Source organism: Kocuria sp. HSID17590 (assembly GCF_003989485.1).
Lineage (GTDB): Bacteria > Actinomycetota > Actinomycetes > Actinomycetales > Micrococcaceae > Kocuria > Kocuria salsicia.
Genome location: NZ_RBMB01000011.1, coordinates 75595 through 88457, shown reverse-complemented (window position 1 = coordinate 88457; position 12863 = coordinate 75595). Strand labels below are relative to the sequence as shown.

The following is a 12863-nucleotide window of genomic DNA, read 5'->3' as shown; positions in this document are numbered from 1 at the left end:
TAAGCACGCCGCCAGCGTTCGTCCTGAGCCAGGATCAAACTCTCCGTCAAAAAACTTCAACAGAAACCACCCACCACCACAAACATGGCGGCCAGGTGGGATCCCAGCTGACACCCAACACCCCCAGAAAACGGGAAAACACCTGAAAAGGCGTCGGGCCATCAACCAAAAATATAAAACTTTGGTATCAACAAACTAGACACACTATTGAGTTGACAAACAACACACCACATCAAAGCCTCTGTCGAGGCCATCGATTGGAAGTTTGAGTGCCGCATGCTTGGAAGCTCTTCAGCTGTCCTCGCGGCAACTCGACTAGCTTATCCGTTCCTCATCCGGTTCGCAACCCGGCGTTCACACGCCGTTCGCGTTCCGTTCTGGAACAGGAAGCTTGTCGACCTGCCCGGCCAGCTCTCGGCTGTCCGTCCTGGCGGCGACTCGGAATACATTACACACGGCTTCGGACCTGCGCAAAACTGCCGCTCCCCCGGCCCCACGAGCCCCCGGGCGAGGTTCCCACGGGCCTCCGGGCTTGCCCCAGAGCCCCGCCGGCTCAGCCCTGGATCAGCCCCTGAGGAGGTTCTTCCGCACCTTGCCCGTGGCGGTTCGGGGCAGCTCGTCGCTGAAGGTGATGGTGTCCGGGACCTTGAATCGGCTGAGCTGTCCGCGCACGTGCTCCCGCAGCTCGTCCTCGCTCACCGTGGAACCGCCAGCTCGCACCACGTGGGCCACCGGTCGTTCGCCCCACTTCTCGTGGGCGACCCCCACCACGGCGACGTCGATGACGTCCGGGTGCGAGTAGAGCGCCTGCTCCACCTCGATGGAGGAGATGTTCTCACCACCGGAGATGATGATGTCCTTCGCCCGGTCCCGCAGCTGGATGTACCCATTGGGGTGCATGACTCCCAGGTCCCCGGTGTGGAACCACCCGCCGTCGAAGGCCTTGCGGGTGGCGGGCAGGTCCTTGTAGTAGCCGATCATCACGTTGTTGCCCCGCAGCACGACCTCCCCCAGCGTCTCCCCGTCCGCGGGGACGTCCTGGCCCTCGGTGTCGACCACGCGCGCGGACTCCGCCTGGATCATGGCCACGCCCTGCCGGGACATCTGCTGCGCCCGCTCGGCCGGCGCAAGATCCACCCACTCCTCCTGCGGCTCGCAGATGGTGATGGGCCCGAAGACCTCCGTGAGGCCGTAGACGTGCACGATGTCGAATCCCGCCGTCTCCAGCCGCTCGATGATGCTGGGGGCGGGAGGGGCACCGGCGGTCGTGATGCGGACGGGCTTCTCCAGGGGGTGCGCCTGCTCCGCGTCCACGATCACCGAGCACACAGCGGGCGCCCCGCACAGGTGGGTGATCCCCTGCTCGTCGAAGGCGCGCCAGATCTCGTCAGCCCGCACAGCACGCAGGCACACGTGCGTGCCGCCCGCCGCGGTGACCGCCCACGTGGTGCACCACCCGTTGCAGTGGAACATGGGCAGCGTCCACAGGTAGCGGGTGTCGCCACCGAAGCCGTTGTGGAAGACCTCGCCCAGGCTGTTGAGGTAGGCCCCGCGGTGCGCGTAGAGCACGCCCTTGGGCCGGCCCGTGGTCCCCGAGGTGTAGTTCAGCGTGATGGGCGCGTTCTCGTCCGCCACGCCGTAGCCGACGACGCCGCGCGCCGCGTCCCCCACGCCCGCCGCCTCGAGCGGCTCCACGTCCAGGAACTCCTCGAACGTGGGCACCCCGTCCCCCGCGCCGTCGCGGACGGCGGGGAGATCCGCCTGCTCGTCGGGGATCTGGATGAGAGTGACGCCGGAGCGGTCGCCGAGGGCCTCGGCCACGACGTCGAGCACGGAGACGTCCGCGAGGACCACCCGCGCCTCGCAGTGCTCCAGGATGTAGCTCAGCTCCCGGGCGCTCAGGCGGGGGTTCAGCGGAACGAGCACGGCGCCCGCGGCGGGCACCGCGTAGTGCGCCATGAGCGCGGCGGGAACGTTCGGGGCTATCACGGCCACCGTGGGCCAGGAACGGTTCAGCAGCTCCGCGCCCTGGAACTCCTCGCCCGCTGTGCCGCTACCGCGTCCACTGCGAGTGCCGGGATCCGTCCCGCCCGATGCCGATGCCGATGCCGATGCCGATGAGGGATCAGACGACGCGGCAGCGCCCGGTGAGGCAGGAGCTGCGACCCCGCCGCTGGGGGTTGCCTGGCCCATCCCCCGCCCGGGCGCCTTGGCCGCGGAGGGCTCGGCACCCGGGCGGGCGGCGTCGTCGCCGTGACCCGGAATGGAGGCCGGGACCAGACCTGACGCTCCGGTCCCGAGGTGGGTGTGCGCCACTCCCGGGCCGGAGGCCTGTGCCTCCTGCTCGCCGTTCGCCGTGGCGGCCCCGCCGTCCCGCAGGTGGGGCAGCAGCGCCGTGGCGAAACGCCGGACGTCCCGCTCGAACTGCTCCCAGGTCCACTCCTGCGTGCCGTGCACCACGGCGCGACGGCGGGGGAAGACCTCCGCGCTGCGCTCCAGGAAGCGCAGCGGGGTCAGCGGCTCGGAGTTGGCGAACATGGTGCTCCCTGCGGGTCAGGCCCCGGAGGGCGCGGTGCTGGCCGCTCAGTTGGAGGCGACTCAGTTGTAGGCGGAGATCCCGGTGATCGACTTGCCGATGATCAGCGCCTGGACCGTCTCAGTCCCCTCGTAGGTGTGGATGGCCTCCACGTCCGCGAAGTGACGTGCGACACGGTTCTCCAACAGGATGCCATTGCCGCCCAGCAGATCACGAGCGTTCGCAGCGATCTGACGTGCCGTGCGCGTGGCCGTGAACTTGGCGAGGGAGGCCTGCGAGCCCGTGAGGGAGCCCGCCTCCTCCTTGCGCGCCATGGCCATCACGAGCGTCTGGATCTGCGTGAGCTCGCTCAGCATCCGGGCCAGGCGCTCCTGCACGATCTGCGAGGCGGCCAGCTGACGACCGAACTGCTTGCGCTGCGCGGCGTACTGCACGGCGCTCTCGTAGCAGGCCTGGGCGTGGCCCACGGCGGCCCAGGCCACGCCGATGCGCGTGGCGAAGAGCACCGCGGAGGTGTCCTTGAACGACTGCGCCTTGGGCAGCACGTTCTCCGTGGGCACGAAGACGTTCTCCATGCGGATGTGCGCCTGGTGGATGGCGCGCAGGGAGAGCTTGCCGGTGATGGTGGTGGCGGTGTAGCCCTCGGAGTCCTGGGGGACCACGAAGCCGAGGACCTTGCCATCCTCGCTGCTGCGCGCCCACACCACGGTGATCCCGCCCATGGAGCCGTTGCCGATCCACTTCTTCTCGCCGTTGAGGACGTAGCCGCCCTCCACGGGGACCGCGGAGGTCTCCAGGCCGATCGAGTCCGAGCCGTGAGTGGGCTCCGTCAGCGCGAACGAGCCCAGCAGCTTGCCGGCGGCCATGTCCGGCAGCCAGCGCTGCTTCTGCTCGTCGCTGCCGCACATGGCGATCGAGCGCATGGCCAGACCGCCCTGCACCCCCGCGACCGTGGAGATGGAGCCGTCACCGCGGGAGAGCTCCATGCTGATCAGCCCCGCCGCCATCTTGGACATGGGCGGGTAGCCGGGAACGTCCACGCCGTCGCGCAGCAGGTCCAGCTCGCCCATGCGCGCCACGAGGTCCAGGTTGTACTCGCTGTTGTCCCAGTACTCGCCGATCACCGGGAGGACGTCCTCCTGGACGAACGCGCGGGCGCGCATCCAGTGGGCGCGGTCCTCGTCCGAGATCTCGGCGAACGTGCCGGCCTCGTCCGTGTCCAGCGCCTCGTTCAGCGTGTACTCCGGCTCCATGGTGCCCACGGGGAACGTCTGCGTGGCGGATGCCGTGTTGTCGGTGGTCATGATCACTCCTTGGTGCTCGAGCCAGTGCTCGATGCTCAGTGGTGGAAGGGGACTACTGCTGGGCGGCGTCGAAGCGCTGCCCGCGGACGCGCTCGGAGGCGCCCGTGTAGTCGAGGTAGGGGGTGATGCCGCCCATGTGGAACGGGTAGTTGGCACCGAGGATCATGCAGAGGTCCACGTCCCGGGCCGTGGCCACCACGCCCTCGTCCAGCATGTGGCCGATCTCCTCCGCGAGCGCGTCCTGGACGCTGGTCAGCAGGTGGCCGTCCGCGCCGTCGTCCGAGCGGTCCGCCACCCCGCTCTCCTGGCGGGTGCGCTCCAGTGCCTGCTGGGCCCCCTCCGCGAGGTAGGTCTCGGAGGTCTCCCCGCGCGGCGGCAGGGTGTTGCGCAGCCCGGCGTCCGCGACGGCGTCGAGCCACGGCGAGAGCGTGAAACGGTCCGGGTACGCCGCATTCATGGTGTGCGTGATGTGCACCAGGACCGCAGGGCCCACGAAGTCGAGCAGCTGCAGCGGGGTCATGGGCAGGCCCATGGGGTCCAGTGCGTGGTCCACGGCGCGGGGATCTCCGCCCGCGTCCACGGCGCGGCCGATCGAGTCGAACATGCGGGTCAGCACACGGTTCACCACGAAGCTCGGGGCGTCCTGCACGCGCACGGCGATGCGGCGCATCTTGGCGGCGAGGTCGAACGCGGTGGCCAGGGTGGAGTCGTCCGTCTTCTCCCCCGCGATGATCTCGAGCAACGGGGTGACCTCCACCGGGTTGAACACGTGGAAGCCCACGAGGCGCTCCGGGTGCTTGAGATCCCGGCCCATCTCCGTGATGGACAGGGACGAGGTGTTGGTGGCGAGGATCGCGTCCTCACGGATCACCGGCTCCCACTGCGCGAAGACCTGGCGCTTGACGTCCATCTCCTCGAAGACGGCCTCGATCACGAAGTCCGCGTCCGCAAGGTCCTCGGGGCTCTTCGCGCCGGTGATCAGCGCACCGAGCTGCTGCGCCTTCTCCTCGCTCATGCGCCCCTTCTGGGCCTGGGCCAGGAAGCGTTCGCGGGTGCGCTGCACACCGGCCTCGAGACGTTCGTCGTCCAGGTCCGTCATGACCACGGGGATGCCCGCACCCTGCGCGAGCAGGGACGCGAGCTGGCCCGCCATCAGGCCCGCGCCGATCACGGCGGCCTTCTTGATCTCACGCACCGGGGCGTCCGGGACGTTGGCGGCCTGCTTGCTGCGGGCGCTCACGAGCTCGAACGCGTACAGGGACGCGCGGGCGGGCTCGGACTGCACGATCTCCTTGAACGCCTCGACGGCGGCGGCGCCGTTGGCCTCGCGGGACTCGGTGCGCGCACGACCCACGAGCTCGATGGCGGCCACCGGCCCGGGAGCCGCACCGTGCCAGGCCTTCTCGGCCTTCGCAGCGGCCTTCTCCACGGCGGCGTCCCAGGTCTGGGCGTCCTCCGTGGTGCGACGGGGCTCGTGCTTGCCCTCCAGGGTCTCCACGACCCAGTTCTGCCAGGACGTCTCCCACTCCTCGGTGCCGGGGGCGCCGTCCAGCACCGCGTCCACCAGCCCGATCTCCGCGGCCTTGGCGGGGTTGAGGTTCTTGCCCCGCATGGAGTCCGTGACGATCACGTTCAGCGCGGCCTCCGCTCCCACGAGGTGCGGCAGCAGGTAGACGCCGCCCCACCCGGGGAAGAAGCCCAGGTGGCACTCCGGCAGGCCCATGGGGGCCTTGCCCGCGGTGGAGAGACGGTAGTCCGTGTGCAGCGCCAGCTCCATGCCCCCACCCAGGGCCACGCCCGTGATGAGCGAGAACGTGGGGACGTCCATCTCCGCGAGGACACCGAAGGCGTCGTGGCCCGAGCCCACGTACTCGTCCGAGGTGCCGCTGAGCTGCGCCGCGCGGATCTCCTTGAGGTTGGCGCCAGCGCCGAAGGACTTGGTGTTGCCCGTGACGACCACGGCCTCCACCTCGGAGGTGTCGATCGCGGACAGTTCACGCTGCAGGTCCCGCATGGCCGCGGAGCCCCAGATCACGAGGCCGTTGGGGGCGGTGGAGTCCAGGGACACCAGCGCAATGGGCTTCTCCCGGCCGGGCAGCACCGGCCGGGTCACGGTGATGGTCACGGTGGACGGGAAGGACTGTTCGCTCACGCTTGCGCTCCTGTGTCTCAGGGAGGGGTGGTGTGGACCACATAACTGCGGCTCAGTCTGCCCTGAGACGCAGTCTCACGTCAAGACATGCGGTGTCACCGCGCACCGCCCCCGCGAGGGCCCTGGATAGGCTGGGCGCAATGACTCTCCAGCTGCCGTTGCGTTCCGGCCGCCTGCAGTTGCGGTGGCCCACAGAAGCCGACATCGAACCCATGCACTCCTACCAGTCCCGCGAGGACTACGCGGTCCACGCCTGGCGAGCGCCGCGGGACCTCGACCACGTGGTGCGCACCGTCGAGGCGCACCGGGGGCCTCGGGACTGGGCCTCGGACGGGGACAGCCTGCGGCTCGCGCTCTCACCCCGGGACTCCGAGGAGCTGGTGGGGGAGATCGTGCTCACCCTCGTGGACGCGCAGTCCGCCCAGGTGGAGATCGGCTGGGCCCTGCACCCGGACCACACCGGCAGGGGGTACGCGAGCGAGGCGGCCGGCGCCGCCGTGGACCTGGCCTTCGAGCAGCTCGGCGCCCACCGCGTCTTCGCGCGCCTGGACAGTCTCAACACGGCCTCGGCCCGGGTCTGCGAACGTCTGGGCATGCGCCACGAGGCCACCCTGCACGAGAGCCACCGGCAGCTGGGCGAGTGGCGGGACGAGCTGCTCTACGCCGTCCTGGAGTCGGAACGGCGCGCGAGTCAGGAGCGGCGCGCGGACTAGGAGCGCAGCGCCTCGTACACGGACCGTGCGGTGCGCTCCGCGGCGGCCTCCGGGTCCGTGCCCTGCGGGACGACGACGACGATCGGCGCGGGGCCCTCGGAGCGCGCCGCGGCGTCGTCGCCCCCGGCCTCCCACGAGATCCCGTCCGACACGCGCACCAGGTCCACCGGCCCGAGACCGCCCCTGGCCGGGGGGTCGACGTCGAAGACGGTGCACAGCCACGCCACGCGCTGGTCGAGCGAGGCCGCGAGCTGCTCGCCGCCGACCGGACTCGGGTCCCGCAGCCACGTGCGCAGGAAGGCGTTGTGCACGGCCACCGTGGCCGCCGCGAGCGCCACCGCCGTGACCCTTCGGTCATCGGAGGGGGGCAGGGCGTCCCGGAGGAACGCCTGGAAGACACGCTCGTAGCGCGAGGACATGGCGATCTCGCGGTCCCGCAGCGACTCCACGCCCTGCAGCAGGTCGTGCCGGGCCACGGACCGCTCCGTGTGGTCCAGGTGGTGGCGGAACACGAGCTGCGCGCCCTCCGCGAGGCCCCTGCGGGGCGGGAGACCGGGCCTGCTCAGCAGCGACTCGAGCCGCTCCAGCGTGGCCGCGTGGTCCGCGAAGACCACGTCCTCCTTGCTCCCGTACTTGCGGAAGAAGGTGGCGCGGCTGATCCCGGCGGCCTGCGCGAGCTGCTCCACCGTGGTCTCCAGATAGCCGTGGTCCGCGAGCATGCGGATGGAACGCGTCACCACGTCCTCCGGGGCACCTTGCGTCTGTTCCATCTCGTCCTCCTCGGGCCTACAGCCCCCTCGGCAGGCCTGTAGGAAAAGGGTAACCGGATTGAGACGCAGTCGCACGACCCGTCATCGGGCGGTCAATCGGACTCCTGGCCGATGCGCCACCAGAGACGATGTTCCTCGCCTGGAGCGAGGACCGTAAGATCCTGCTCCGAGTTGAACGCGTCCGCCGGGGCGCTCATGGGCTCGACCGCCACTGCCCTGCGGGTAGCCCCCTCCGCCCCCTGGTCATCCGTGTAGACCTGGATCCAGCGGACGCCCTGGCCGCAGTTCATGACCGTGGCCCGCCCGTCGTCGCCCGTGAGGCGGCACGAGAAACACCCCGTCGAATCACGGGCGAGATCTCCGAGGGCGACGTCGTGCCGAGCTCCCCTCAGGCTACGTCCGGCACGGAAGTCCTCGGCAGAACCATCCACCGGCGCCGAGCCCAGGGGCAGCAAACGATCCGAATCCGTGACCAGGCAGGTCCCAGCGGGCACTTCCAGGCGCCATAGATCCACACGACCCGGCCGTCCCGCCGCCTCCGGGGACGACGGCGGGATCAGGTACGGGTGACCCCCCACGGCATAAGGCGCGCTGTCACGGCCGCAGTTGCGGGCCGTCACTGTGACCGTCAGCCCTGCGTCTGTTACCTCGTATGAGCACGCGAGGTTCAGCCGGTGCGGATACCCGGGGCTAGGCGCGAGCTCGTGGCGCAGCACTAGGCGCGACGAAGACGATGCGCTCCGGTCCCGGGTCCAGAGCGCACCCAGCACGAGGCCATGCACCGCCGCGCCGCGCTCCGGCTCCGTGAGCGGAAGCGTGTGAGTCTTGCCCTGGAAGTCGTACCGGCCGTCACGGATCCTGTTCGTCCAGGGCGCCAGGACTGCCCCGGAGCAGTCCGCGCGGCGGCCGTCGGATTCCGTGGCCAGCACCAGGTGCTCCCCCGACGGGGTGGTGAAGGACAGCAGCGCGGCTCCCCGTGGCGCGACCACCGCCGTGCCGGTAGGGCCACGGACCGTGTGGACCCACGCCGACGAGTCAGTCGCGTCGGTCAAGCTGACCAGCGCCCTCAGCCTTGTGGATCTCTTCAAACTCCGCGCTGTCGACAATGTCCTCCTCCGGCACCGGGGAGAGCCTGTCCCACACGAAGAACAGGATCCCGGCCAGCAACATGCACAGACCGGTCCAGAGGTTGATGTGGATCCCGCCGGTCTTCGCGACGTCCGCGGCGGGATCCACCACACCCGTCAGGGTCACCACCACGCCGTAGAAGACGAAGATGGCCCCGATGATCCGGCGCAGGTCGGTGCGCCGGGTGTAACGGATCAGGTCCCGCTTCGCTTCGTCGCTCAGGTGCACCCGTCGGGGTGCGTCCTCACTGGTGTTGCTCATGGCATGTCTCCTGTCGTGTCTCCGGGCCCCGGGGCGCCGGATGCGTGGTGAGAGGTCTGGCAGGGCTTGGGTCGATCACAGGAAGGGCAGGTACAGCAGCACGCACAGGACGAGCGCCACGGTTCCCAGCAGGGCCGGGGACCGGTACCAGGCGGCGTCTCCTGCGGCGGCGTCGTCGTGGACGTCGATCGTGCCGACCCCGTAGACCAGACCACTGAGTTGTTCGACGGGCTTCGGCGTGGAGACGAACGTGACGAGCACGGAGATGACGATGACCGTGACGAAGGAGGCGATGGACCCGTACATGGTCTCGGCCGTGGCGGAGCCGAAGAGCGTCTCGTCGTTGAGGTAGGCGATCCACACGATGGTCGGGGCAATGATCCCCGCGACGTAGCCCCACAACCCCGCGGCGGGCGTCATGCGCTTCCACAGCAGACCGAGAATGAACACGGCGAACAACGGCGCGTTAAAGAACGAGAACAGCGTCTGCATGTAGGTCATGATGTTGCCGAACTGGGCCGCGAGGAAGGCTGTGCCGATGCCGATCACCACACCCACGGCTGTGACCACCCGGCCCGCGGATAGGTAATGCGCGTCCGGCATGTTCGGCTTGATGTACTCCTGCCAGATGTCGTACGTGAACACCGTGTTGAAGCTGGACACATTGGCCGCCATACCCGCCATGAACGAGGCCATCAGACCGGTCACTGCGACACCCAGAACCCCCGAGGGAAGGTACATCTGGATCAGCTTGGGGATCGCGTGGTTGTACTCGAGCGTTCCGTCCGCGAACTGATTGCCGACCGTGGCCGCCGCGATCAGGCCCGGGATGACCACGATGAACGGGATGAACAGCTTCGGGAACGCACCGATGAGCGGTGTGCGACGGGCGGCCGACATGTTCTTGGCGGAGAACGCCCGCTGGACCTCGGTGAAGTTCGTGGTCCAGTAGCCGAAGGAGAGCACGAAGCCCAGTCCGAGGACGATGGCCAGCCAGTTGGCGCCGATCGGGTTGGTGACGTCCCCGATGCCCGTGCCCTGCCAGGCGGAGAGGTGCAGCCGGGAGATGCCCTCCGTGCTCAGCAGGGCCTCCTTCAAGCCTGACCAGCCGTGCACGCGGTGCAGACCAACGACCGTCAGGGGCACCAGACCGGCGATGATCACAAAGAACTGCATGACCTCGTTGTAGATGGCGCCCGAGAGGCCGCCCAGGGTGATGTAGAGCAGCACGAACCCGGCGGAGACCAGGATGGCGACCCACTGGGGCCACCCGATCATGGCCTCGATGATGATGGCCATGGCGTAGAGATTGATGCCGGCGATGAGCACGTTGGAGATTGCGAAGGCCAGCGAGTTCACGAGGTGGGCAGGCCGACCGAACCGTCTGAGCATGAACTGCGGCACGGAACGCACCTTCGAGCCGTAGTAGAAGGGCATCATGACCAGGCCAAGGAACACCATGGCCGGCACGGCACCGATGATGTAGTAGTGCAGCGTGGACATTCCGATCTCAGCGCCGTTGGCGGCCATGCCCAGAATCTCGGTGGCGCCGAGGTTCGCCGAGACGAACGCCAGGCCGGTGATCCACGCCGGCATCGAGCGGCCCGAGAGAAAGAAGTCCATGCTGGTCTTCACGCGACGGCGCGCGGCAAGCCCGATGCCGATGACAGCGGCGAAGTACACGAAAAGGATCAGATAGTCGACCCAGGACAGGGACAGCCTGAGGCTGCTGCTGGCTTCGGCGAGAACCATAGCTCGGCTCCTTGTTGTGCCCGGAACACCGTGTTCACAGTTGTTTGTTTATGATCATTATTGCGCGTCACCCTACATGCAATCTGTGTCAAGCACCACTCTTTCGCAAAATTTGAAACATGCAGCCCGACGTGGCCCTCGTACCAACATGTTCATATTTGAACATTTCGTGCCACAATGACGTGAGGGCGACGACTCGTCACCGCGATCTCGGACGCCCGTCCTAGACCGCACGCCCACGGCACAGGGGGAACCACATGCTTGCCGAGCAGCGCAGAAAGCGGATCCTGCACGAGGTCCAGGTCAGGGGCAGCGCCCACGTCCACGACCTCGCCGAACTCTTGGCGGTTTCTGCCATGACTGTTCGGCGGGATCTCAAGGAACTCGAGGAACAGGGCCTGCTCACGCGAGTCCATGGTGGGGCTGAGGCCGCCGGATCGGGCCTCGAGCCGGCCTTCGCGGAGAAGTCCGGTCTGAACGCCCGAGCCAAGGACCTGATCGCGGACGCGGCGGCCCGACTCGTGGAACCGGGGATGTCCGTGGGGTTCTCTGCTGGCACCACCTGTCTGCGGCTCGCGCAGCACGTCACGAAACGGACGGATCTCCAGGACCTCTCGGTGGTCACCAACTCCCTCCCCGCGGCGGACGAGTTCTTCCGTACCGCCCGCGGGGGCTTGCCAGGAGGCCCTGCACCGGTTGCCCCGCCCTCACGGGTACTGCTCACGGGGGGCCAGAGGACACCGTCTGACGCGCTCGTGGGACCTCTCGCCGACGCCGCGCTCGCGGAGCTGCACGTGGACCTCGTGTTCATGGGCACGCACGGCGCGGACCCGAGGGGACTGTCCACGCCCAATCCCGACGAAGCACGCACCAATCGCGCACTGATCCGCTCCGCACGGGATGTGGTGGCGGTCTTCGACTCCTCCAAGTGGGGACTCACCGGGCTGAGCGGGTTCGCCCACTGGGACGCAGTGGACACCGTGATCACGGATTCCGGGCTGAGCGACCCTGCACTCCAATTTCTGAAGGACAACGTCAACAAGGTGGTCATTGCATCATGAACCCGGATCCCGCCCTTCTCTCTCCCGAGGCCGACGCTGGACATCCCGTGCGGATCACCCGCGGACGGCTCGCCGACGACCGGGAGATCATTTTCTTCGACGACTCCGAGCCGTACCTCTCCGGCACCCTGACCCGCGAGATCCACGACCCCCGCCCGCTGGACCCGCGGCAGCTCCCTCCGCACGAGGCCGCCGCCACCCGTACGGACCCGCTGACCGGGGACCCGGTGACGCTCGCGGCACACCGCATGAACCGCACTTTCCTGCCCCCGGCCAACGAGGATCCCTTGGCACCCGCCGGCCGTGGCACCGTGGCCTCGGAGATCCCCGAACCAAACTACGACGTGGTGGTCTTCGAGAACCGCTTCCCGTCTCTCCAGGGGGACCTGGAGACACTGCGCGACGAACCGCTCTTCCACGAGACGACCCCCGCCGGTCGGTGCGAGGTCGTGTGCTTCACCCCCGACCGGGAGGGATCTTTCGCCACGCTCGGGATCTCCCGCGCGAGGACCGTGGTCGAGGCGTGGACGCACCGCGCCCACGAGCTCCAAGCCATGTCCGACGTGGTGCAGGTGGTGCCGTTCGAGAACCGCGGCGAGGAGATCGGAGTGACCCTGCACCATCCCCACGGCCAGATCTACGCGTTCTCCGACCTTCCCCCCTACACCGCTGCGGTACAGCGCCGGGCGGCCACGTGGACCGCACGCACGGGCGGCGACCTGCTGCAAGACGTCCTCGACGGGGAGCTGGAACAGAAGGTCCGGGTGATCGCGCAGACCCCGAGCTGGGTGGCCTACGTTCCCTACGCCGCCAAGTGGCCCGTGGAGTTCATGGTGGTCCCCCGCCGGGCTGCCCGCGACTTCACGGATCTCTCGGATCCCGAGAAAGACGAACTCACACGTCTCTACGTGGACCTGCTGGGGCGCCTGGACCGGTTCTTCCCGGGCATCCAGCACGTGCCCTACATCTCCGTATGGCATCAGGTGCCCACGCGTGGCGGCCCGGACATCTCCCGCATGTGGCTCCACGTATTCTCCGTGCTGCGCGCGCCAGGGAAACTCAAGTATCTAGCCGGCGCAGAATCAGGGCTGGGCGCATGGGTCAACGACACGACCCCAGAGCGGATCGCCGCGCGGTTCCGGGAGCTCGCGTCGTGAGTGCCGCGTGGTCCCCTGAGCGACCCGAC

The 12863-nt window shown here is 68.5% G+C and carries 10 protein-coding genes; 3 read left to right on the top strand and 7 right to left on the bottom strand.

Annotation, left to right across the window (positions count from 1 at the left end; all coding sequences use genetic code 11):
• Positions 1 to 564: 564 nt before the first annotated feature.
• From D8M39_RS05745 to D8M39_RS05735, 3 genes are read right to left on the bottom strand one after another with little or no spacing between them, the layout of a single operon-like run.
• A complete protein-coding gene (locus D8M39_RS05745; RefSeq protein ID WP_238693974.1) occupies positions 565 to 2538 on the bottom strand; it encodes an AMP-binding protein in 1974 nt (657 codons plus the stop codon).
• Positions 2539 to 2598: 60 nt separating this feature from the next.
• Positions 2599 to 3840, bottom strand: coding sequence for an acyl-CoA dehydrogenase family protein (locus D8M39_RS05740; RefSeq protein WP_055084491.1), 1242 nt, complete (start codon positions 3838 to 3840; stop codon positions 2599 to 2601).
• A gap of 52 nt (positions 3841 to 3892) precedes the next feature.
• Positions 3893 to 5992 carry a 3-hydroxyacyl-CoA dehydrogenase NAD-binding domain-containing protein gene (locus tag D8M39_RS05735; protein ID WP_126874603.1) on the bottom strand — a complete coding sequence of 700 codons (2100 nt, stop codon included), beginning with the start codon at positions 5990 to 5992 and terminating at the stop codon, positions 3893 to 3895.
• Between the two features lie 140 nt (positions 5993 to 6132).
• Between D8M39_RS05735 and D8M39_RS05730 the strand changes: the two genes are divergently transcribed.
• The gene (locus D8M39_RS05730; protein WP_094393403.1) at positions 6133 to 6705 is read left to right on the top strand and encodes a GNAT family N-acetyltransferase; all 573 of its coding nucleotides are present in this window, start codon (positions 6133 to 6135) and stop codon (positions 6703 to 6705) included.
• On the opposite strand, the gene D8M39_RS05725 is transcribed toward D8M39_RS05730, so the two are convergent.
• The 4 genes from D8M39_RS05725 to D8M39_RS05710 form a co-directional block, all read right to left on the bottom strand.
• Positions 6702 to 7475 (bottom strand): TetR/AcrR family transcriptional regulator, encoded by a 774-nt coding sequence (locus D8M39_RS05725; RefSeq protein ID WP_126874602.1) that lies wholly within the window; start codon positions 7473 to 7475, stop codon positions 6702 to 6704. The genes D8M39_RS05730 and D8M39_RS05725 overlap by 4 nt on opposite strands.
• A gap of 92 nt (positions 7476 to 7567) precedes the next feature.
• Positions 7568 to 8527 (bottom strand): hypothetical protein, encoded by a 960-nt coding sequence (locus D8M39_RS05720; RefSeq protein WP_161971380.1) that lies wholly within the window; start codon positions 8525 to 8527, stop codon positions 7568 to 7570.
• Positions 8511 to 8864, bottom strand: coding sequence for a hypothetical protein (locus D8M39_RS05715; protein ID WP_179229837.1), 354 nt, complete (start codon positions 8862 to 8864; stop codon positions 8511 to 8513). The genes D8M39_RS05720 and D8M39_RS05715 overlap by 17 nt, the downstream gene beginning before the upstream one ends.
• A 75-nt stretch (positions 8865 to 8939) precedes the next feature.
• Entirely contained in the window at positions 8940 to 10616 is a 1677-nt protein-coding gene (locus tag D8M39_RS05710) for a sodium:solute symporter family protein (protein WP_094393400.1), read from the bottom strand.
• Positions 10617 to 10873: 257 nt separating this feature from the next.
• Here D8M39_RS05710 and D8M39_RS05705 point away from each other — a divergent pair, with 257 nt between their 5' ends.
• Together D8M39_RS05705 and galT are read left to right on the top strand one after the other, a co-directional pair.
• Positions 10874 to 11677 (top strand): DeoR/GlpR family DNA-binding transcription regulator, encoded by an 804-nt coding sequence (locus D8M39_RS05705; RefSeq protein ID WP_094393399.1) that lies wholly within the window; start codon positions 10874 to 10876, stop codon positions 11675 to 11677.
• On the top strand, positions 11674 to 12834 hold the full coding sequence (gene galT, locus D8M39_RS05700; RefSeq protein ID WP_094393398.1) for a galactose-1-phosphate uridylyltransferase: 1161 nt from the start codon (positions 11674 to 11676) through the stop codon (positions 12832 to 12834). The genes D8M39_RS05705 and galT overlap by 4 nt, the downstream gene beginning before the upstream one ends.
• Positions 12835 to 12863 lie beyond the last annotated feature (29 nt).